Below are 21,893 nucleotides of genomic sequence, written 5' to 3' on the forward strand. Positions count from 1 at the left end.
TCGGGCTCGGGCCAAGTGGGGCATGCGGGGGCGGCGGAAACGATCACCGGCGGTTGCCGGCCTCACGCGGCGGATGCCCGCCGGGCGGGGCCGTGACAACCGCGATGGGCATCCGGGACACGTACAGGTCGGCGCGCTCCTGCGCGCTGAGCCCACGCGACGCCCGCACCTTCGTCAACAGCCGGCCGGCGCGCACCCGGGCCCGGCAGCGCAGCGACGAGCCACCGGAAAAACGTTGTGTGACAAACAAAGCCATGATCTTCTCCTGCCGCGTGCCCGCCCGGACCCCGTCACCAGCGCACTGGGGGCGGCGCAAATGCCGCGCGCAGGGGTGACGGCCGCCTGATGCTCAGGCCGTCAGCAGGATGCCGGATCCGGATCGGGACAAGATGGAATTCGGATAGGGACTGTCGCCCGGACTGCTCTCGCTCATCTCGCCCTCACCTCCTCACGGCCAAGACACACGCGGGTGTCATCACATTCACCTGAACGGAAGAGGCACGAGAAGGCGGCGGAACCGCCTGCCACACCCCTCTCGTCGGAGCTTCGGCACTGCACGGCGTATCCGGACTTGATCTATGGTCGCGACCCGCCGCGCCCGGCGTCGCCGCGCTTGCGATCGCTCCTCGTCCGGAAGCCACTTGGGCTCAACCCTTGGGTCCGGGAAGAGCTGTCCTGACCCGGGGCGTCTCTCGACGTTCGGGGTCAGTGGCCTGTGTCCGTGCAGACGCCTCACCTACCGAGGTGCTTGCGCCGTCCATGGTGGCACCGAAACCCATCAGCCGTCAAACGTCTTTACGTAACCCTTGCTTCAGGCTCCGGTAACCATATGGCCGGTTCGCCTTTCGCGACATCGCGGGGAATACGCTCGATGGCATGGCCAACACTCTGCAGGAACCCAGGGTCGCGAACGCGCTCGACCGCATGTACACCGAGGCAAAGAACCAGATGTCGCTGCTGCGCGACAGACACGGCGAGCTCCAGCGGAAGATGACCGCGCAGGAGCGCGCCGACGCGATGAGCGAGTTCTACATCCCGGTGACTCCTGAGGCCGGCCGGTTGCTCTACTCCCTGGTGCGGGCCACCAAGCCGGCCACGGTCGTCGAGTTCGGGATGTCGTTCGGGCTCAGCGCCGTTCACCTCGCATCCGCCGTGCGCGACAACGGCACCGGTCGGGTGGTGACCACCGAGCTCAGCGCGACGAAGATCGCCGCCGCGAAGAACACCTTCGCCGAAACCGGGCTGGCTGACCTCATCACCGTCCTCGAAGGGGATGCGCTGTCCACGCTGGCCGGCCTGGAGGGTCCGGTCGACTTCGTCCTGCTCGACGGCTGGAAGGATCTCTACCTGCCGATCATCGAATTGCTCGAACCGCGCCTGTCGCCGGGCGTGCTCGTCGTCGCCGACAACACCAATTCTCCCGAAACCCAGCCGTATCTCGACCGGGTGCGCAACCCGGACAACGGCTATGTCAGCTTCAACTTCCTCGTCCGAGACAGCGACAGCATGGAAATCAGCTGTCGCACGGGCGGTTAGCAACTAGCGCAGGGATTCCTCGAGCCACGGCGTCAACCACTTCACACCTTCCGGCGTGAGGTGGACGCCGTCGCTGCGCACCTTGATCCCGTCGACCTTGGCGGTGTAGACGCCGTCCGGGCACAGCTTCTTGTTCAGATCCAGAATCTGCACGTTGGGATGCCCGCTCACGGTCTTGCGAAGCATCGCGTTCCACAGGTTGACCCGGTCGGGTTGATCCTCCGGGTACAGCCGGCCGTCGGGTTTCTCCCCGCCACGGCTGTACGGCACCGTCGCGACGACGACGCGAACGCCGTTGGCGCTGACGATGTTCAGCGCCCGCTGCAATTCGGCGTTGAGGTAGGAGTCGAACGTCGGGTCGCCGATGTGGGTCCACTGTCCCTCGTTGACGCGGTCCACCGTCTCCCAGCGTCCGATCACCAGCAGCGCGGCGTCTGGCTGGTCCCGGCTGATCTGATTCGCCCAGCGAATCGGCCAGCCGTCACATTCCTGCCGTTGCTCGAGCGTCTGCCCGAGGTAGCGGTACGGAGTGCCGCGCACCAGGCTGCAGCCGATGACGGTGTGGTCCAGGAAGGCGAAGCCCGGGGTCGGCGGCAGATAGTGCATCCACGTCCAGCCAATGGAATCGCCGAAAACCGATACAGTGAACGGGCGGTTGGGGTTTCGCGGGCCGACCTGCCCGCTGCCGCCGGGCGGCGACGGAGACACCGCGGCGACCGCCGAGACACCGGGCGGCAGGCCGGCTTCGCGCAGCGCCGGGCCGGTTCCGACCGGGACCACCAACAGCGTCACCGCGGCGGCGCTGGCCACGGTGGCCGCAGCGAGCGGCAACAGCGGCACCCGGGCCGGCCGCCAACGCCTGATGGGCTGTTCGATCAGCCACCACGACGCGACGGCCACCACCAGCGTGGCACCGCAGCGCGCGGCGAACAGCTGGAGCCCGGTCCAGCCGGTGTGTTCCCCGTTGAGTGCGAGGAAGATCGGCCAGTGCCACAGGTAGACCCCGTAGGAGACGGTGCCCAGCCACACCAGAGGACGCGCGGCGAGTAGACGGGCGACCGCTCCCCGCTGCTCGAGAGCCACCGGGGCGACCACCAGAACGGAGGCGATCGCCACCCCGATCAGCAGACCGTGGCGAAATTCGCTCGCGCTGCCCGTCGCATAGTGTGCTGCCGCCGCCAGTCCGGCCAGGCCTGTCACCGGCAGCACGCGTGCGAGGCGGCGTCCCCACCGGGTTCCGATGAGGCACCAGCCCCGGTTCAGCGACGGCCAGTCCCGCACCAGCAGCGCGGCCGCCGCGGAGCCGATCAGCAACGCCTGCGCGCGGGTGTCGGTGCCGAAGTAGATCCGGTCGCGCGTGGCGTCGGAAACCCAGACCATGGCGGCCACCGCGGACGCCAGCGCCCCCAGGGTGGCTATCAGGAAGGCGGCGAACCGGACGCCGCCCACGGTGGCCCAGGTCAGGCGGCGCCTGGCCCGCGCGGCCAGCAGCAACGCCACCGCGATCAACAGAGCGGGCCAGAAGAAGTAGTACTGCTCCTCCACCCCCAGCGACCAGGTGTGCTGCAGCGGCGACGGCGGAGCGCCCTGCGTGAAATAGTCCGTCTTCGCAGCGACGAAGCGCCAGTTGGCAATCCAGAGGAACGCCGCGATCGCGTCGCTGCGCAGGCCGGTCAGGGCCTGGTAAGGCAGCAGTTCGCGGGCCGCGGCGACGGTGAGCACCATCAGCACCAGCGCCGGCAACAATCGCCGGGCGCGCCGGATCCAGAAACCGGGCAGGCCGATGCGGCCCGTGCGCCCCAGCTCGTCCAGCAGCAGCGAGGTGATGAGGAACCCGCTGAGGACGAAGAACACGTCGACGCCGATGAAGCCGCCGCCGACACCCGGGACGCCGCCGTGCCCGACGAGCACCAGCCCGACCGCGATCGCGCGCAGTCCGTCCAGTGCGGGAATTCCGTTGCGCCGCTCGGGTTGATCCCAGATCGCGAGGCGCCCCGCACGCCGCACGGGTGCGACCCATCGTCGCCGCGCAGCGTTGTGGGCCGGCGCGGGATCCGTCCCGCCCGGCTCAGCGCCCGTTTCTAGTGCGCCCTGACCGCCATGTCGCCCGGCGCCATAGTTGATGCCGATACGTCGCTACCCCTCCTGTTGATCGCAGCCAGCTTAAGGGCGGTGCGTCAGGATGCCGCGAAGACACGCGGTGACTTCGACGGCTCCGGCGGGGTGGGTGCCGGGGGGCGAAATCGGCCGCTCACCCCCGGGATTCGAAGTGGCGGGCGATCCCGGCCAGCATGGTGGCGTGCGCCTGGACCGCCTGGCGTGCCGTCGTCGCGGCGAGCGGCCGGGGCGCCGCGACGGTGATGCGCTCGACAAGCAGCGTGCCGCCGTCGGCCGGCTCGAAGCTCACCGCGCCGCGCAGACGGACGGCGGGCCACTGGTCGGCCTCGGTCGCCACCGCACCGTCGGCCCGCGTGAGCAGCCGCGCGCGGTAGGTGATCCTCATCGAGATCGGACCTAGCGGAATGCGGTCCACGACCCGATAGGTCTGGTCGTAGCCGTCCGGGGTCTCGCCGCGCGACAACACCTGCACCGACACGATCAGCGGGTGGACCAGCCTGATGTTGTCCAGGTCGACGTAGAATTCCCGGACGTCGTCCGGTTCCGCGGGCACGTGCTGGCTGAGCGTGTGCGTGGAACGCGCGATCCACCAGCTCATTCCGCGGCTCCGCGGCGGGTTCGGCCGAATCCGTTCATCGCACCATTGTCGCGTATGCCGGGTTCTGGCGGATATTGGTGGCCGGCGAAACGACTATTCCCTCGGTCGCGGAAGTGACCTAACGTGTGGTGGGTGGAGTCATTCGGAACCCCGGAATTGGTGCCCGTCGAAAAATTGCATTCAGGCGACCCCATCACCGATGGCGGTCAGCGGTACATAGTTCTCGAATCGAAAGCCGTCGGCGACAGCTGCGTGGTGCTCGAACTCGAGTCCAGAGTGGACCATCAGTTGCAGGTCATCGAGAAGTCCTTCCCCGCCGGCTATCACGTCGGTAGGGCGAGCCACCGAATTTTGTAAGACTTTTTCAGCCCTATAGCGCGATAGCGATAGCCCCTCGACGGCTACCGCGAATTGACGCGGGAAAGCGGCTCGAACGAAAGCCCATCCCGAGAAAATCAAGCACTGAAGCGATTCATTAATCCCGTGCCGGCCGGGGGTCGCGGGGATCGTCGGGGTCGGGCTCCCCGAACCACCGCGAGGGCTGATGCGCGCCGTATTCGTCGTGCCAGTCCCACCACTCGTACGGCTTGGTCTGCGGGTAGCCCGCGGGCGAGTCCTCCCAGTCCTCCTGGCGACCCAGCGCCGTCAGGTCCAGGAAGCTCCACGTGTTCCCCAGCACCTCGTCGCCGCGGTTGTTGACGAAGTAGGTGCGGAACACGCGATCACCGTCGCGGATGAATGCGTTCGTGCCATGCCATTCGTCCACGCCGAAGTCGCTGTCGAAATCGTCGGTGATCGTGTACCACGGCATGTCCCAACCCATCCGCGCCTTGAGGCGCTCGATGTCGGGTTGCGGCGCGCGCGATGCGAATACCAGGGTGGTGTCGCGGGCGTTGAGGTGGGCCAGGTGGCCGATGTGGTCGGCGATCATCGAGCAGCCCCGGCAACAGTGGTCGGGCCAGCCGTCGATATCAGGTCCGTAGAAGGCCCGGTACACGACCAGCTGACGTCTGCCCGCGAACAGGCCGAGCAGACCGACCCTGCCGGCCGGGCCGTCGAACTCATACCGCTTGTCCACGGCCCGCCATGGCATGCGCCGACGCAACGCCGCCATCGCGTCGCGGGCGCGGGTCAGCTCCTTCTCCTTGACCAGCAGCTGTTCGAGAGCAGCGGCCCATTCCCCGTCCGACACGATTCTCGGTGAAGTCATTTACGCTGTCCGCCTTCCGGTTCGAGATTCAGCCGAGCGGGGTCAGACCCGACGCGGTGAGCAGGTACGACTCGTTGCCGTCGGGATCCCCGCCGGCGATCTCTCGGACCGAGCGCCCGACTTCCTGAGCGCTGAGCGCCGGTCCACTGGCCCGCACGAACTCCTCGACGTCGACGCCCTGCCGCTCGGCGTACGCGGCGACCGCCTCGGCTCCCAGGTCGGTGGCCGGCGTCAACCGGGGCAGCACGGAGACGAAGCGGATCCCAAGCCCGGCCCGCTGGGCTTCGGTGGCGGCGTAGCTGGTCACGAACTTGACGGCAGCCTTGGCGCCGGCGTAGCCACCGCTGAGCGGTGACCCGGCCAGCGCGGCGCCGCTGGACATCGCGATCACCGTGCTGCCCGGTGCCAGGGGCCGCCGCAGCGCCGCGCGTGTCCAGTGGAATGTCTGTGCGACGTCGACATTCCAGTTCTCGCTGAACGTCTCCCACGTCTGCTCCCGCAACGGGCTCATCCGGGGCGCCGCCCCGGCGCACAGCACCAGCGTGCGCGGCCGGTACTCGTCGATCAACCTCTCGGCGGCGACCGCGTCGGCGACGTCGGCGACCACCGGGACGAACCGGTCGCCGAGGTCGTCGCGCACGCCCTCGAGCAGGCTGCGGGTGCGGGCGACGCCGACCACCTCGGCGCCCGCACCCCACAACGCGGTCGCGATCGCACGGCCGAATCCGCGGCTCGCGCCGGTGACGATCGCGGTGGTGCCGACGAGGCCGTCGGTGATCGGCAAGGTCTGACTCATGTTGGTGCTCGCTCTCGGACGGGGTTGTCGGGTGAGGGTTCGCGCCGCCCGCGTTCCCGGCCGGCCCCCACCAATTGAGATGCGGCGACGCCGGCGAATTCATCGCCGCGGGACCGATGAATTTCCGCGGTCCGGCGTCTCCAGTACTCCAGTAACGTTTCGCGACAGACCGGGCAGCGATGGGAGGGGCCCGTGCCGGATCAGGAAGACTTCATCGAGCGCGCCGCGCCGTTTCGCGCCGAGTTGATCGCGCACTGCTACCGCATGCTCGGTTCGGTGCACGACGCCGAGGACCTGGTTCAGGAAACCTACCTGCGGGGCTGGCGTGGCTACCCGGCGTTCGAGGAACGCGCAGCGTTGCGAACGTGGCTGTATCGCATCGCGACCACGGCCTGCCTGCGCGCCCTGGAGGGCCGGGCTCGCCGCGTACTGCCGGCCGGTTTGGGGGATGCCTCGCGCGACGCCGAGGCGGACCTCGAGGCGAGCGACGCCCACCACGAGTGGCTGGAGCCGATCCCCGACACGTTGACTCCCGAAACGGCGCTGGCCGCCCGGACGAGCGTCCGGCTTGCCGTCATGACCGCCCTGCAGGAGCTGCCCGCCCGTCAGCGTGCCGCGCTGATCCTGCGCGACGTCGTCCAATTCAGCGCCGCCGAGGTGGCCGAACTGCTCGAGATCACCCCGGCCGCGGTCAACAGCGCACTGCAGCGGGCGCGCGCCCGGCTCGCCGAGGTCGACCCGGACGAGGAGAGCCTTGCGGAGCCCGACGACGCCGCGCGCCGCGCGCTGCTGGACCGGTATTGCTCGGCGTTCGAGAACGCCGACATGGCCGCCCTCACCGAGCTCTTGCAAGCCGACGTCCGGCTGGAGATGCCGCCCCTACCCATGTGGTTCACCGGCCGGGACACGGTGATGCGATTTCTGGCCGCGCGCGCTTTCACCAGCGCCGGCGACGTGGTGATGACCCCCACGGCCGCGAACGGGCAGCCCGCGGTTGCCGAGTACCGCCGCGGCGCCGAGGGGGTGCTGCGCGCCCACTCGATCCACGTCCTCACCGGCGGTGCGGCCGGGATCACCGCCATCACCGTGTTCCTCGACCCCGGGCTCTTCGGCAGGTTTGGTCTGCCACCGACCCGGTAAGCTTCGAAGGAACCGCGACCGCACCTGGTGATGGCCGGGACACGTCATCGGTGCCGTCGCGCGACCCGCCTTCCGACTCATCTGTGGACGGGTTCCTGATACGCCGGGATCATTGAGCGCTGTAGCTGAAATCGAAGGGTGACGGAGTGAAGATTCCGGGCGTAACCGGCGTCGTCGCCGGTGTGGCCAACGGGGCCGCGCTGGCAGTGCGTGCCGGGGTGTCCACCGCGGCGGGTGCCGCGGGCGCGCTGCAGACGCTGACCGATCCGGTGCTGGAACTGGCCGGGCCGGTGGTGCAGTCCGTCGCCGCGACGACCGGCCGGGCGATCGGCCTCGGCGGTTCCGCCGACGGCGTGCCCGCCCCCGTCCCGCCGCCGGTGCGCTGGCAGAGCGGGCAGCGGGTGCACCTGGACCTGGACCCGCTGCTGCCGTTCCCCGGCTGGCACGACCACGCGCCGGCGGTGGAAGAGCCGGTCCGCCGGGTTCCCGGAGTTGCCGCCGCGCACGTCGAGGGCGCCCTCGGCCGGCTGGTGGTCGAATTCGACGGCGGCGCCGACAGCAAGGCCGTTCTGGAGCAGGTCCAGGAAACGGTGTGCGCCGTCGCCGCCGACCTCGCCCTGGTGGCCCCGACGTCCGCGCCGCGCACCGCGCCGTTCGCCGACCCGGGCAACCCGCTGGCGATCCTGGTGCCGGCCACCGCCGCGGCGCTGGACGTCGTGGCCATCGGGGCCTCGGTGACCGGCTGGATCGGCCGGCTGCCGGTCGCGCCGCGCAGCGCACGCGCCGCGGCGGCCCTGCTCAATCACCAGCCCCGCATCGTCGCCGTACTGGAATCGCGGCTGGGGCGGGTCGGCACCGACCTCGCGCTGAGCGCCTCCGCCGCGGTGGCCAACGGGCTCACGCAGGCGATCGGCACACCGATGCTCGACCTGGCCCAGCGCAGCCTGCAAGTCTCCGAAGCCACGGCCCACCGGCAGCGCTGGCGCGAGCGCGAGCCCGAGCTGGCCTCGCCGAAGCGCCCCCAGGCGCCGGTGGTCCCCGTCATCTCGTCTGCAGGCCCCGGGTCGCAGACCCCGCGACACAGCTGGGCGGCCGCGGACGCCGGTGACGCCTCCCACGTGGTGGTCGGCGGGGCGATCGACGCCGCCATCGACACGGCGAAAGGGTCGATGGCCGGACCGGTCGAGGAGTACGCCGACCAAGCCGCGAACGCTTCGCTGGTGGCGGCCGCCGGTGCGCTGCTGGCCGGCGGGGGCACCGAGGACGCCGCGGGCGCGCTGCTGGCGGGCGTGCCCCGGGCGGCGCATGTCGGGCGCCAGGCCTTCGCCGCCGTGCTGGGCCGCGGCCTCGCCCACGCCGGGCAACTGATCCTCGATCCCGGCGCCCTGCGGCGGCTGGACCGGGTGAAGGTCGTCGTCATCGACGGAGCGGCGTTGCGCGGCGACCACCGCGCGGTGCTGCGTGCCCGCGGTGACCTGCCCGGCTGGGACGAGGACCGCGTCTACGAGGTCGCCGACGCGCTGCTGCATGGCGAGGAAGCCCCCGAACCCGATCCGGACGAGTTGCCCGCCACCGGTGCCCGCCTGCGGTGGGTCCGTGCGCCGGGCCCGTCGGACACGCCGGCTCAGGGCCTCGAGCACGCCGACCTGGTGGTCGACGGCGAGCTGGTGGGCAGCGTCGACGTCGGCTGGGAGGTCGACCCCTTCGCCATCCCGCTGCTGCAGACGGCGCACCGGACCGGGGCGCGCGTGGTGCTGCGCCACGTCGCCGGCACCGAGGACCTGACAGCCAGCGTCGCAGTCAGCCATCCACCGGGCACGCCGCTGCTGAAGCTGGTCCGCGACCTGCGGTCGGATCGCGGACCGGTGCTGCTGATCACCGCACTGCACCGCGACTTCGCGTCGACCGACACGCTGGCCGCGCTCGCGATCGCCGACGTCGGGGTGGCCCTGGACGACCCGCAGGCGGCGACGCCGTGGACCGCGGACATCATCACCGGCACCGATCTGGCGGCGGCGGTGCGGATCCTGTCGGCGCTGCCCGTCGCGCGGGAAGCGACCGAGTCGTCGGTGCGCCTCGCCAAAGGCGGCAGCACGCTCGCCGGCCTGCTGCTGGTCACGGGCGACTCCCGCGCCACCAGCAACCCGCTGGCCATCCAGCGCTGGCTGAACCCGGTCAACGCGGCCGCAGCGGCCGCCCTGATCCAGGGCACGTTCGCGGCCACCCGGGTCATCCGGCTGCCCGTCCCCACCCCGCAGCCGCTGACCGCCTGGCACGCCCTGGACCCCGAGATCGTCTACTCGCGACTGACCAGCCGCACCCGGCCCCTTGCCGTCGAGCCCGGCGTCGCCCCCTGGCGGCAGTTCCTCGACGACCTGTCCTACAACCCCGTCGTGTCGCCGCTGCGCGGACCGGCGAGCCGCGTGGGACGCCTGCTTGTCGCCACCCGGGCCGAGCTCGCCGACCCGCTGACACCCATCCTGGCCGTGGGCGCGGCGGCGTCCGCGATCGTCGGTAGCAACGTCGACGCGCTGCTGGTCGCGGGCGTGATGACCGCCAACGCGATCGCCGGTGGGGTGCAACGCCTGCGCGCGGAAGCGGCCATCGCGGAGTTGTTCGCCGAGCAGGACCAGCACGCCCGCCGCGTCGTGCTCCCCGCGGTGGCCACCGCACAACGCCGGCTGGACGCCGCCCGCACCACCGAGCGAACGGTCACGGTCAGCGCGAAGACGCTGCGCCCGGGCGACATCATCGACCTGTCCGCGCCCGAGGTCGTGCCGGCCGACGCCCGCCTGTTGCTGGCCGACGACCTCGAGGTCGACGAGTCCTTCCTGACCGGTGAGTCGCTGCCGGTCGACAAGCAGGTCGATCCCGTCGCGGTCGCCGACTCGGACCGGGCCAGCATGCTGTTCGAAGGCAGCACGATCGTCGCCGGGCGCGCCCGCGCGATCGTCGTGGCCACCGGCGCCGGCACCGCGGCGCAGCGCGCGATGTCGGCGATCGCCGATGTCGAGTCGGCCGCCGGTGTGCAGGCGCGGTTGCGCGAGCTGACCAGCAAGGTGCTTCCGCTGACCCTGGCCGGCGGCGCGACCGTGACCGGCCTGGCGCTGCTGCACCGGGCGCCGCTGCGGCAGGCGGTCGCCGACGGCGTCGCGATTGCCGTCGCGGCCGTCCCCGAGGGCCTGCCGCTGGTGGCCACCCTCGCCCAGCTCGCGGCCGCCCAGCGGTTGTCGCGGCGCGGCGCCCTGGTGCGCACACCGCGCGCCGTCGAGGCACTGGGCCGGGTCCAGACCGTGTGCTTCGACAAGACCGGCACTCTCACCGAGAACCATCTGCGGGTCGTCAGCAGCGTTCCGCACGACCTCAGCATCGACGGTTCCCTGCCGGAGTTGAGCGACCCGCGGGCCGCCGCCGTGCTGCGGACCGCCGCGCGCACCTGTTCGCAGCCGCAGAACGGGCAGGGCCACGCGCACGCCACCGACGAGGCCATCCTGACCGCCGCGCAGTCGCTGAACGGCCAGGGCGATCGCGAGTGGGCGGTCCTCGCCGAGGTGCCGTTCGAGTCCAGTCGCGGCTACTCGGCGGCGGTGGGCACCTTCAGCGGCAACGGGGCCCCGATGCTGCTGGTCAAGGGCGCCCCTGAGGAGATCCTGCCTCGCTGCCGGTTCGACGACCCGGACGCCGGCGACCTCAAGCACGCCGAATCCCTGATCCTGCGGCTCGCGGAGCAGGGCCTGCGTGTGCTGGCGGTGGCGCAGCGACGCTGGGACCACGGGACATCGGAGGAGGACACCGATGCCGACAACGTGGACGCCGCGGCGCACGACCTCGAGCTGCTCGGCTACGTCGGCCTCGCGGACACCGCCCGGGCGTCGGCTCGCCCTCTGATCGAGGCGCTGCGCGAATCCAACCGCCGGGTCGTGCTGATCACCGGCGACCACCCGGTGACCGCGCGGGCGATCGCCCGCCAGCTGGGCCTGCCGACCGACGCCAAAGAGATCAGCGGCGCCGAGCTGGCCGCGCTCGACGAGGATGCCCGCGCCAAGGTCGCCGCCGACGTCCAGGTCTTCGCCCGTGTCAGCCCGGAACAGAAGGTACAGATCGTCGCCGCGCTGCAGCGCTGCGGGCAGGTGACCGCGATGGTCGGCGACGGGGCCAACGACGCCGCCGCGATCCGGATGGCCGACGTGGGTATCGGGGTCAGCGGCCGCGGCTCGTCGGCCGCGCGCAGCGCCGCCGACATCGTCCTGACCGACAACGACCTCGGAGTGCTGCTCGACGCGCTGATCGAAGGCCGTGGCATGTGGGGCGGTGTGCGCGACGCGGTCAGCATCCTGGTCGGCGGCAACGTCGGCGAGGTGCTGTTCACCCTCATCGGAACGGCGCTGGGCACGGGCCGGGCGCCGGTGGGCACCCGGCAGCTGCTGCTGGTGAACCTGCTCACCGACATGTTCCCGGCGCTCGCGGTCGCCGTCACCCCGCAATACCCGCAGCCCGAGGAGGAAGACGAGGACGGTGTCGGGCGCGACGCCGAAGAGCTACAGCGCGCGTTCCAGCGCGCCGCGCTGGCCGAACCGGCGCCGTCGCTCGACGCGCCACTCATGCGCCAGATCGTCACCCGCGGCGCCGTCACGGCCGCCGGCGCGACGGCGGCCTGGGGCATCGGGCGCTGGACCTTCGGCACCGAACGCCGCACGGCGACGATGGGGCTGACCGCGTTGGTGACGACGCAGCTCGCGCAGACTCTGTTGACCCGCCGCCACAGCCCGCTGGTGCTGGGGACGGCGGTGGGCAGCGCGGCCGTGCTGGTCGCCATCGTCCAGACGCCGGGCGTCAGCCACTTCTTCGGCTGCACGCCGCTGGGCCCGGTCGCGTGGACCGGGGTCATCGGCGCCACCGCGGGTGCCACCGCCGTCTCGGCGCTGGCACCCAACTGGCTGGCCAACCGGGTCGCCGCCCTGGAGCCCAAGCAGCAGGAGCTGCGGCTTATCCCGGGTCTCGGCTAGACGGCGAGCTCCCGGCGCACCACCTTGCCGGCGGCATTGCGCGGGATGCTGCTCACCACGTGAATGTCCCGGGGCTGTTCGAAGCGCGAAACCCGGTTCTTCAGGTACTCGCGCAGGGCATGCGCGTCGAGGCCGCTGCGCGGCTGCAAGACCACGAACGCGGCCAGCCGGTGGCCGAACCGCTCGTCGGGCACACCGATGACGGCGCTGTCGGCGACATCGGGGTGCTCGCCGAGGGCGTTCTCGACCGCGCGCGGGTAGACGTTCTCCCCGCCGGAAATGATCATGTCGTCCTCGCGGCCGACGATGAACAGCCGGCCGGTGTTGTCCAGGTAACCCATGTCACCGGTGCCCGTCATGCCGTCGACGACGGGTTTGGAGCCTCCACCCGTGTAGCCCTGGCTGCCGAGCTGGCCGCCGACGAAGATGCGGCCGGTGACGCGGGGGCCCACGGGCTTGTCGTTCCTGTCGAAGATTCGCACCGGGCAGCCCGCGACCGGTTTTCCGACGGTCTCCGGCGCCTCCCGCAGGTCCGCCGGGGTCGCGAGGGCGCCGATCCCGACCTCGGTGGACCCGTAGCCGTTGTAGAGGATGTCGCCGTAGGTGTCCATGAACCGCCGCCCCAGGCCTGGATCCAGGCGGTCCCCGCTGGACAGCACCACCCGCAGGTGCGGAACCGGATTGCGCGCCCGGACCCGCTGCGGAAGGTCGAGGATGCGGGCGAGCACGACCGGCACCGCGGTGAACGCGTCCGCGCGGTGCAGCGACGCCTGCGCCAAAGCGCCCTCGGCATCGAACTGTCGCTGGGTGAGCACCGTGCCGCCAAGAGCCGTCGTCAGCATCAGCATGCCGAGGCCGAGCCCGTGAAACATCGGCATTGCCACCGAGATCCGCGACCCGGTGCGCAACCGGGTGCGATCGAGGATCGTCACCCACAGGCCCATCGCCGAACGCAGGTGCGGCGCGCGTGGCACGCCTTTGGGCTTGCCGGTGGTTCCCGAGGTGAGCAGGATGATCCGCCCGGGCGCGGCCACGGCCGGTCGCCGGTCACCCGCGCGCGCGGCGAGTGTCGCCGGGTCGAGGATGACGACTGCTTCATTCGCGGCCCGGATCCGGTCGGAGAATTCGTCGTCGGCGACCATTGCCGTGACGTCGTGCGCGCCGACGGCGGCCGCCAGCGCGTCGCTGCGGAAATCGGTGTTGATCAGGACGACGTCGGCGCCCACCAGGGCGGCGCCGAAGACGCCCGCGACGAAACCGCGGCCGTTGCGGCACATGACGCCCACCGCCTGCCCGGGGCCGACGCCGACGGCCCGGAGCCGGGCCGCCACGGCTTCCGTCGCCGACCGCAGCTGGCGATAGTCGAGCACTCCGTCGTCGTCGGCTATCGCGGCCCGCTCCGGCCACCGGGCCGCGGTGACCGCCAACAGGGTGTAGGGGTTGGTGCCCCCGCGGTGTGCCTCACGCAGCAGCCGCGCCACCGCGAGGGGGGACGGCGGGCTCAACAATCCCGAATGCAGCAGCGCTCTGGCCGCGCCGGGCATGACGCTGTCGAAGATCATCGCGGGACCTCGGGGGGATCGGCGAACAGTCGGCGGTGCCACAACCGGGCCGCCCGCTCGGCCGGACCGGCGAGCAGCACGGACGCGACTTCGGCGGGCAGCAGCCAGGGCGGCTCGAGGGTGCGCGACCGGTCGATGAGGGCCTTGGCGACGGCGTCGGCGGCTTCGTCCGGCGACAAGCCGGGCAGCCGGCCGAGCGCCGGTGTCGGGGCGATCATCCTGGTGCGTACCAGCGCGAAATATACCGAGGTGACGTCCACGCCGTCGGCGTGCAACTCCGGGGACACGCTACGCAGCCAGCGGTCGAAGGCGCCCTTGGACGCCTGGTAGGCGCCCCATTGCGGCCCCGGTGCTACGCGCACTGCGACGCTCGAGACGTTGACGATGTGCCCGCCGCCGTTCTCGCGCATCGCCGGAAGCAATCCCAGCAGCAGCCGCACCGGACCGAGGTAGTTGACGTCGATCGTGCGCTGAAAATCGTGCGGCCGGTCGTACTGGTCGTGCAGCGACCGGCGCAGCGACTTGCCGGCGTTGCTCACCACGATGTCGAGCGGGCCGTGCTCGTCGGTTATCCGCTTGGTCAGCGCGGCGACGGCAGACTCGTCGGCGAGATCGGTCGGGTAGGTGATCGCCCGGCCACCGCCGGCGTTGATCGACGCCGCGAGGTCATCGAGCCGCTCGGCCGATCGGGCCACGCCGAGCACGGTCGCCCCCGCGGCGGCCAGGCTGCGCGCAGTCGCCTCGCCGATGCCGTAGGACGCCCCGGTCACCAGCGCGGTCTTGCCGGAAACCGCGCCGCGCAACTTGTCCGGGTCGGACACCCGCGCCGGGTTTGCCAACCGGTCGGTGACTGCATTCACCATGTGAACTAACGCGTTCAACTCGCTGCCATATCCACTCGCACACCTCGAGGTTGCGGTTGTTCGTTCACCGTTCACCCCAACTCGTACCGTTAGCAGACCACACCAGATGCTGGTTCGCGGCGCCGGGGCCAATCCTGGCCGCGGTCAAGCCATCTCGCCCCGCACTTCGGCTTCGTGCGAAACCCATTTGTGAACTCGTAGTAATTTGTGCGCATTTCCCTGTTTAGCGCGGCGGTCGGTTGGGCACAATTGCGGCATGATCGCACGTTTCTTCGCCCGTTCCTTTGGTTCAGCAGCCGTCGCCGCGGCGGGCATCGGTGCTTCCGCTGCGGTGGCGCCGGTGTTGCCGTCGGCGCTGGCACAGTGTCCCGATGTCCAGGTGGTGTTCGCCCGCGGCACCGGTGAACCCCCCGGCGTGGGCCCCACCGGTCAAGCCTTCGTCGATGCGCTTCGCGCCCGCGTGGCCCCGCGCTCCTATGACGTCTACCCCGTCAACTACCCCGCCAGTGACCAATGGGCCACCGGCATCGACGGGGTGCGCGACGCCGGCGCCCACGTGGTCTCGATGGCCCACGACTGCCCCAACACCAAGATGGTGCTCGGCGGCTACTCGCAGGGCGCGGCCGTGATGGGCTTTGTCACCTCCGCGGCCGTTCCCGACGGCATCGACCCGGCCACCGTGCCCAAACCCCTGGATCCCTCCATCGCCGACCACGTCTCCTCGGTGGTGCTCTTCGGCACCCCCAATGTGCGGGCCATGAACTTCCTGGGTGAGCCCCCCCTGGCGATTGGACCGATCTATCAGTCCAAGACCATCAAGGTCTGCGCCCCCGACGACCCGGTGTGCTCCGACGGGCTCAACTTCGCCGCCCACAACACCTACGCCGACGACGGTGCGATGATCGACAAGGGCGTCGACTTCGCCGCCAGCCATCTCGGCGCCGGCAACGCCACCACCGTCGCCTCGCCGGGAGGTTTCGGACAGTGAGCGACCAGCGCGGGCCGATTCGGTCCGCGCTGCTCGACGAACAGGCCGGCCGGCATCGGGTTCCTCACCACCCGATGCCGGCCGGTTCGTCTGCTTGCGCTGCCGGTTCAGTTGCCGGCGAAGCCCTTGTTGCGCATCAGAAAGTCCGCCAGGAATCCGTCGTGCGGGACCTCGGGGGCGGCGTGCAACGTCGGGCGGTCGCGGTAGACGTTGCTGACCGTCGGCTCGGCAAGCAGGTCGTCGATCAGCGTCTGGTCGTCGGTGATGGCCGCGACGACCAGGGAGCGCCGCAGCGGGCCGACGCCCGCGGCGCGCGACCAGGACGACACCCACACGCACGGGAAGGGTAGCTCCACGTTGAGGTTGTCCGCATCCGGCGTGGTCAGGTGCACGGCCGGACGCAACGCGGCGTAGCCGGAGCCCAGCGAGGCGACCACCTGGTCGGCCCCGAGCAGCGGGGTCGACCCGGCCGCGCGGACCGCGAGGTGATCCGCCAGCGCTCGTGCCTTGTCGACGGGCTGCACGGGCAGGATCGCCCGCTCGTCGTCGGCGGGCAGCGGCTGGATCGTGGCCAACCGCTCCGCGAGCGCCCTGGCCAGCGGGGCGGGATCGCCCTCGTAGAGGACCGCGGTCGCGTTGACGCACGCCATCCCGCCGAGACCGGCGACCGACTCGACGATGAGGTCGAGGTGCTCACGCCAGTCGCGCTCGGCGGTGATCACGATCTTGGCGCGTCCGGGACCGTTGACCAGCACCGAGGGGTCTGCCGCGTATTTGTCGACCACGTCCTGGCCCCCGTACACCAGGGCCACGTCAGCCGAACGGATGAGTTCGTCGGCGCCGGCGTGGTCGCAGGGCAGGTATGCGGCGTCTTCGGTCCGGAACCCGGCCTCCCGCGCCGCATGCACCAGCCGGTGCGACGTGAGCGGCTCACGACGCGACGGACGTACCGCGACCCGGTACCCCAGCGCCAGCGCCTGCGGCCACAGCCCGTGCACGCCGGGGCCGTTGCCGGACGCATGGACGGCGAACACCTCGCCGCGCCGCGCCCACACCGCGCCGCCGCGGCTGCTGCGCTGGTCGCGCCAGTCCGGCACCGCGCCCACCGGCCGCGCCGGCCGCACCGCGCTGAAAGCGTGGGCCACCGCGTCGGCCACACCACGAGCCGCGGCGCGCGTCACCGCGATCGGCAAACCCGATATGCGGCTTGTCATTTCCACGTAGCCCTCGAAGTCCAGGCCCGCGATGACGCCGTTGGCGAAGATTTCGGCGGCACCCAACAACGCGGCTTCGCGCTCACCGGGCGGCAGCGGTGCGACCTTCCGCTGAGCCGCAAGGGTGCGCGAAATGAACAGCGGTGGAACGACGCTCAATTCCACGAGAGGTTGGCCTGCGGTGCCGGCGACGACCTCGCGGTTGCGGGTCCGGTAGTGCCCGCCGGCACCGAGCGCATCGACGAATACCGAATCGGTTGTCGCACTGGCCTGTTGGTCGCCCATGGTCAGTAGACGCCTTCGATGACAGCCTCGCCTTCGAAGGTGGTGACCGGGTGCACCTCGGCGACGGAGTCGCTGAGCTGGCCCGCCGGCCCGGGCATGCGGATCGCCATGTCGCGCTCCAGGTTGTTCGGTATGAACATTCCCTTGCTTATGTGATTCATCACGACCTGGCCCCGCCGTCCGTAGGCCACCCGCTCACCGGTGTCGGGGTCCACCACCCAGAACACCACGTAGGGGGTGCGCGGGTCGAAGACGAACGAATCGCCGTCGGCGGTGCGGGTGACCGCCTGGGACAGCACCATGGTGCTGCCGAAGGCCATGGTGATCGTGGTCTCCGGGAAGATGTCACGCAGCAGGTCGAGCGTGTCGGCGTCCACGTGGGCGCCGCTGAGCAACAGGTAGCGGATCTTGGCGTTGACCAGGTCCACCAACTCGTCTCGGCGGGCGATCGCCTCGAGCAGCGGCGGCGTGGTGTGCAGGTTCGCGACGTTCTGCGTCCTCAACACGTGCGCGGCCTGTTCGAGGACGTGCTCGACGTAGGCGGCCACCGCGGCGGCTGCCCCGGGGCGGGCGGCGAGCTTCTTGACCCAGCGGGGGTCGATGTCGATCCCGTGAAAGACCGAGCCGAGGCGTTCGGAGACCAGCCGGGAGAAGTAGCCGACGCCGTGCGGCCCGCTTGGCATCAGGCACAGAAAGCCGCGGCCCGGCTGGAATCCACCGGCGGCGAAATCCTCGGTCTGCCACTGAATGACCTGAGCGCACCAATCCGGCAGCTGCACGGTCCTTTTCGGGGCGCCGGTGGTGCCGCCCGACTCGAATATCTGGGGCACCGGCGGCGTCGAGCTCTGCGAGCGGTACCCGCGCGGGATCAGGTCCTCCACCGCGACGTTGCGCAGCTCGTTGACGAGGTTGGGAAAAAGTCTCAGGTCCTCGAATGTGGTGATCTCCGTCAGCGGATCGAAGCCCAGCGTCTTCGCGGTCCGCAGCCAGAACGGTGAACCGGTGTCGGGGCCGAAATGCCAGGCGATCGCCGCGCGCAGGTAGGCCTCGGGTTCCGCCGGCGGCGCCGGTCGTGGGACGTCCAACAGCGAGAAGTCGATATCGGCCACGCCATCGATCCTGGCTGATCGCAGACCGGCCCGCCAGATCCGCCGCCCGCCGCCACGGCCGCGTCGCGCTCGAATCCGATTCGTTCACAGGCGGTTCCGTTCCCGTGCACGGCCCGTGCACCGGCTGTTCAGTCGGCGCCGACGAGGGCGTCTTCGGCGTCCAGCATCTTTCGCCACTTCACCGTCTTGGCGTCGGCCTGGCGCACGAGCAGCGAAGCCGGAATCGTGGCCGCGGCAGCGGGATCCTGTCCGATGAAGCCGAGGACGCGGGCGACCTGATCGCAGCGATGTTCGACCAGCGAGTCGTAGTCGACGAGAAGCGGCGTGATCCCCCGGCGATGAAAGGACTGATCCCAGGAGGCTTCGTGGCGATCCAACATCCTTTCCAACCGGCGAATCCCTTCGCCGTCGAATTCCGGATCGGGCCCCGCGGCGTTCGGGTTGACAACGCCGCGCCTGCGCCTGAACTCGTTGGTCGCCAATGCGCGGTAGAGCGAAATCGCCTGGCCGCGTCGATCAGGTCGAATCAGGCGAATGTAGTGCGCCCCCGGGAAGAAGTGCTCGAGTACCTGGTCGCTGTCGCCCGAGGCGCAGCCCGCGCGTACCAGAACCTGCAGGTGGCCCCAGAACAGTTTCACCCCGCACACGCCGTTGTCGGTCGCGAACTCCCTGATCCTCGCGGGCACATACTCGTCGAAGGGAACATCGCCGCGGAACTTCAGCCCGATCTCGGCAGGTCTACCCGCAATACCCGTGTGCGCCAGCGCCTCGCAGAGCAGATTGCTGCCCGATCGCGGGCTAGTCGCAATGACGTACGTGCATTCCGTTGCCTTCGATGCGCTCACGGCTCCACCCGCGGTGCCGAGTGGCGCGGTCGCCTCCAGCGCCCGCTCATCCTCGACGCAGCCTGCGGCGTTGGGGCGGCGAACACGCTCCAAGTATTCCGCGCCACCGCCGGCCACGCGAGCAGTGCCCGTTTGTCTGCCCGGCCGGCGACGATCCCGCGGTGGGTGCGCGCCACCGCACCCGCTCCCGGCAGCGGGCTTTGTGGCTCGCGGCGACCACAGATCCTGCTACGGTGCTTCGCAGTTCGGCTTCGCGGAAGGGGCTGCCACATGCTTGGTGAGCGACCGGCCGTCGAGCCGGAAGCCTTCCCGGCGTCCAAGGTTCACCTCCTACCCGACGCGCTGCGGTGGGAGGACGTCTCGCGGGGGCGATTCGACCCGGTGTTCGACGACTACGTTTCGCTCGTCGGCAACACACTGCACCGCGCCCTCGACGATGATCGAACACCGGAGGACGGTTTCGTCGGCAATCTCGCCGCCAAACTGCGATCCGTGCCGTCCCCCGATTTCCTTCGGGTGGCTCTGTCTCCCTGCTTCACCAGCCGCCTGCTCTGGCAGCCGGCCACGAGCGCCCGCGGGGCGTTGGAATTCTTGGACCGAGCCCTGCACGTCGAAGCGGTGATCAGCGGCAGAGAGCGAGCAGACTGCGACGCGTGGACAGCGCTGGGGGACGTGAAAGTCCTGCGGAGCGGCGAAATCCTGCGTGGGGTCGGTGTTCCCGGGTTGCCGCCCCTGGACTTCGACGGCCCCAACATCACGGACGACCTGCCCACCGGCGGCGCTGATCCGGCGCGGTTCGGGTCGCTGAGCGGTGCAGTCCGGCCCACGGTCATCGATCGGATCACCGTCGCCTGGGAGGAGATCACGGCCACGAGCGAGGCCGTCGCGGATTTCGTCGCGAAATTCGTCCAGGTGATCGTGCCGCGGTGCGATACTGCGCGCACGAGATTCTCGTCCGGCTCGTACCGGCAATACATCGGCCGAGTGGTGATCGGAAACCCACATGCCGCCGGTGCCGGCCATGTCGCCCACGCCGAGGCTCTCGTCCACGAGGCCATTCACGCGCTGCTTTACATGGCGCTTTATCCGGTGTCGTGGGGAGTTCGGGATCCTCGGGCATATCGGCCGGGCGAGCGGGTCGTGTCCCCATGGACGGGTGCACACCTTCAACTCAGTTCCTATCTGCAGGCATGCTTCGTCTGGTATGGACTGGTGCATTTCTGGGATCTCGCTCGTCAGGGCGAAACCTTCGGCGACGGCGATCGGGCGCGCTGCCGGAGGGATCGGGCGCTCGGCGGGTTCGTAGGGCCGCCGTTGCTCGACCTACTCGGCAGTGACAATCGCGCGCTCATCAGAGCGGACGTGGTCGACGCCGTCGAGTCGATCCAGGACCGGGTGTTGTCGCGCTTCGGGTGACGGCCGCGGTATCACAGACGGCGCGGGGGCCCCGGTCGAATCGGAGCAGGGTACGTCGAGACCCATTCTGCGCTCGAGCCTCTCGATGACCACGTCGGCCACAGCCTGTATTTTGAACCGACACTTCATGGTCTGGGTCGCGACGAAGGTATCGTGCTCGGCGAGCTTATTGCTCGGGCAACCACCCCCGCAGACAGCGAAGTACGGGCATTGCTGCCGGCAGAGCTCGACGCCGGCCTGGACGTCGGCGCGCGCTCGCCGGAGCTGCGAATTCCCCGCGAAGTCAGACCACGAATCTTTGTGGACGTTGCCCCACGCGAAACGGCCGTACCTGGGGTGCACCTGACCGAGCAATTCCGGCGAAAATGTTGTCAGGTCGCCATCAGAATTGATGTTGATGATGGCACCGGGTCTGTTGTCGGTTTTGGTGACGTCGGTGTCCGGCGACGCGCTGAGATGGCGGCGCATGCCATCGAGCTCCCGGACCGAGATTGCGGGGTCCCTCTCTTGTAGATCCGCAATTCGGGACATGAAGTCGCGAAATGCCGACAGGTGCTCACTCGCCGTCAGTGACGACTCCTCGTGCACGCCTTTACCCTCGTCGACATTGAATGCGACGCGTCTGATGCCATTGGAGCGATAGAACTCCCACATATCGTCGGGCGCACCCAGAGACCGCTCTGTCAGGACCGAAATAACGCCGAAAGCAACATCATGTTGGCGAAGTTTCGCTATTCCGCGCATGACACGATCGAAGGTCCCCCGGCCGGCACGATCGATCCGCTGCGAGTCATGGAGTTCACGCGGACCGTCGACACTGACACCGAGATGCACTGACCAGCGCTTGAAGAAATCACACCAGTCGTCGGTGATCAGGGTGGCGTTCGTTTGGAACGAATGCCGCACCGCCGGGGCCCCCGGCATCTCGGCGAAGCACGTGAACGCACGTTCGTAGAACGCTATCGGAACGGCCAGGGGTTCTCCGGCATGCCAGCAAACGGTGAGCGGCGGCGATTTGACCGGCACGTCGCGCAGGAACTTCGCGATCGCCTCGACGGTATCGAAAGAAATCCGCTTTGTTTGCGAGCGGGTGCTGAGGTAACAGTAGGTGCAATCGATATTGCAGAACGGCGAAGCCTGGAGAATCAGAAGGCGAACGGGGTCGAGGGCATCCCCGTTATCCACCGGCGAAATCCTCGTTTCGCAC

Annotated in this window: 17 protein-coding genes and 1 riboswitch; of the genes, 6 read left to right on the forward strand and 11 right to left on the reverse strand. The window is 69.9% G+C overall.

The genetic code is table 11. The annotated features are described in order from the left end of the window. Positions 1 to 43: 43 nt before the first annotated feature. Complete coding sequence (locus G6N48_RS18535) at positions 44 to 256, reverse strand: hypothetical protein (RefSeq protein ID WP_085268570.1); 213 nt, start codon at positions 254 to 256, stop codon at positions 44 to 46. A 267-nt stretch (positions 257 to 523) separates the two neighbouring features. Then, positions 524 to 751: riboswitch (M-box (ykoK) riboswitch) on the reverse strand. A 125-nt stretch (positions 752 to 876) separates the two neighbouring features. Here G6N48_RS18535 and G6N48_RS18540 point away from each other — a divergent pair. Next, on the forward strand, positions 877 to 1,536 hold the full coding sequence (locus G6N48_RS18540; protein WP_085268569.1) for an O-methyltransferase: 660 nt from the start codon (positions 877 to 879) through the stop codon (positions 1,534 to 1,536). Between the two features lie 3 nt (positions 1,537 to 1,539). Here G6N48_RS18540 and G6N48_RS18545 read toward each other — a convergent pair whose 3' ends face one another. Both G6N48_RS18545 and G6N48_RS18550 read right to left on the reverse strand, forming a co-directional pair. Then, positions 1,540 to 3,543 carry an acyltransferase family protein gene (locus tag G6N48_RS18545; protein ID WP_085268568.1) on the reverse strand — a complete coding sequence of 668 codons (2,004 nt, stop codon included), beginning with the start codon at positions 3,541 to 3,543 and terminating at the stop codon, positions 1,540 to 1,542. A gap of 244 nt (positions 3,544 to 3,787) precedes the next feature. After that, positions 3,788 to 4,252, reverse strand: a complete 465-nt coding sequence (locus G6N48_RS18550; RefSeq protein ID WP_085268567.1) for an SRPBCC family protein — start codon at positions 4,250 to 4,252, stop codon at positions 3,788 to 3,790. A gap of 132 nt (positions 4,253 to 4,384) precedes the next feature. On the opposite strand from G6N48_RS18550, the gene G6N48_RS18555 reads away from it, so the two are divergent. Further along, on the forward strand, positions 4,385 to 4,609 hold the full coding sequence (locus tag G6N48_RS18555) for a hypothetical protein (RefSeq protein WP_085268675.1): 225 nt from the start codon (positions 4,385 to 4,387) through the stop codon (positions 4,607 to 4,609). Positions 4,610 to 4,727: 118 nt separating this feature from the next. Here the strand turns inward: G6N48_RS18555 and G6N48_RS18560 are convergent, their stop codons facing one another. Together G6N48_RS18560 and G6N48_RS18565 are read right to left on the reverse strand one after the other, a co-directional pair. Next, the gene (locus G6N48_RS18560) at positions 4,728 to 5,462 is read right to left on the reverse strand and encodes a DUF899 domain-containing protein (protein ID WP_085268566.1); all 735 of its coding nucleotides are present in this window, start codon (positions 5,460 to 5,462) and stop codon (positions 4,728 to 4,730) included. A gap of 28 nt (positions 5,463 to 5,490) precedes the next feature. Further along, positions 5,491 to 6,258, reverse strand: coding sequence for an SDR family oxidoreductase (locus G6N48_RS18565; protein WP_085268565.1), 768 nt, complete (start codon positions 6,256 to 6,258; stop codon positions 5,491 to 5,493). 192 nt (positions 6,259 to 6,450) lie between these two features. Here G6N48_RS18565 and G6N48_RS18570 point away from each other — a divergent pair, with 192 nt between their 5' ends. Both G6N48_RS18570 and G6N48_RS18575 read left to right on the forward strand, forming a co-directional pair. After that, positions 6,451 to 7,398 carry a sigma-70 family RNA polymerase sigma factor gene (locus tag G6N48_RS18570; protein ID WP_085268564.1) on the forward strand — a complete coding sequence of 316 codons (948 nt, stop codon included), beginning with the start codon at positions 6,451 to 6,453 and terminating at the stop codon, positions 7,396 to 7,398. A gap of 146 nt (positions 7,399 to 7,544) precedes the next feature. Further along, positions 7,545 to 12,404, forward strand: coding sequence for a cation-translocating P-type ATPase (locus tag G6N48_RS18575; RefSeq protein ID WP_085268563.1), 4,860 nt, complete (start codon positions 7,545 to 7,547; stop codon positions 12,402 to 12,404). On the opposite strand, the gene G6N48_RS18580 is transcribed toward G6N48_RS18575, so the two are convergent. Continuing rightward, positions 12,401 to 13,966, reverse strand: coding sequence for an AMP-binding protein (locus G6N48_RS18580; protein WP_085268562.1), 1,566 nt, complete (start codon positions 13,964 to 13,966; stop codon positions 12,401 to 12,403). The two genes, G6N48_RS18575 and G6N48_RS18580, sit on opposite strands and share 4 nt — an antisense overlap. Next, positions 13,963 to 14,829 (reverse strand): SDR family NAD(P)-dependent oxidoreductase, encoded by an 867-nt coding sequence (locus G6N48_RS18585; RefSeq protein ID WP_085268561.1) that lies wholly within the window; start codon positions 14,827 to 14,829, stop codon positions 13,963 to 13,965. The genes G6N48_RS18580 and G6N48_RS18585 overlap by 4 nt, the downstream gene beginning before the upstream one ends. A 256-nt stretch (positions 14,830 to 15,085) precedes the next feature. On the opposite strand from G6N48_RS18585, the gene G6N48_RS18590 reads away from it, so the two are divergent. Beyond that, positions 15,086 to 15,817, forward strand: a complete 732-nt coding sequence (locus tag G6N48_RS18590; RefSeq protein WP_085268560.1) for a cutinase family protein — start codon at positions 15,086 to 15,088, stop codon at positions 15,815 to 15,817. Positions 15,818 to 15,924: 107 nt separating this feature from the next. On the opposite strand, the gene G6N48_RS18595 is transcribed toward G6N48_RS18590, so the two are convergent. From G6N48_RS18595 to G6N48_RS18605, 3 genes are all read right to left on the reverse strand, one after another. Then, positions 15,925 to 17,316 carry an aldehyde dehydrogenase family protein gene (locus G6N48_RS18595; RefSeq protein ID WP_085268559.1) on the reverse strand — a complete coding sequence of 464 codons (1,392 nt, stop codon included), beginning with the start codon at positions 17,314 to 17,316 and terminating at the stop codon, positions 15,925 to 15,927. A 2-nt stretch (positions 17,317 to 17,318) separates the two neighbouring features. Next, positions 17,319 to 18,425, reverse strand: a complete 1,107-nt coding sequence (locus G6N48_RS18600) for an acyl-CoA synthetase family protein (protein WP_085268558.1) — start codon at positions 18,423 to 18,425, stop codon at positions 17,319 to 17,321. Between the two features lie 128 nt (positions 18,426 to 18,553). Continuing rightward, entirely contained in the window at positions 18,554 to 19,387 is an 834-nt protein-coding gene (locus G6N48_RS18605) for a Stf0 family sulfotransferase (protein ID WP_085268557.1), read from the reverse strand. Between the two features lie 153 nt (positions 19,388 to 19,540). Between G6N48_RS18605 and G6N48_RS18610 the strand changes: the two genes are divergently transcribed. Continuing rightward, the gene (locus tag G6N48_RS18610; protein WP_085268556.1) at positions 19,541 to 20,686 is read left to right on the forward strand and encodes an aKG-HExxH-type peptide beta-hydroxylase; all 1,146 of its coding nucleotides are present in this window, start codon (positions 19,541 to 19,543) and stop codon (positions 20,684 to 20,686) included. On the opposite strand, the gene grrM is transcribed toward G6N48_RS18610, so the two are convergent. Next, positions 20,594 to 21,871 (reverse strand): cyclophane-forming radical SAM/SPASM peptide maturase GrrM/OscB, encoded by a 1,278-nt coding sequence (gene grrM, locus G6N48_RS18615; protein WP_161494195.1) that lies wholly within the window; start codon positions 21,869 to 21,871, stop codon positions 20,594 to 20,596. The two genes, G6N48_RS18610 and grrM, sit on opposite strands and share 93 nt — an antisense overlap. Between the last annotated feature and the right edge of the window lie 22 nt (positions 21,872 to 21,893).

The organism is Mycobacterium parmense (genome assembly GCF_010730575.1).
GTDB classification, from domain to species: Bacteria; Actinomycetota; Actinomycetes; order Mycobacteriales; family Mycobacteriaceae; genus Mycobacterium; species Mycobacterium parmense.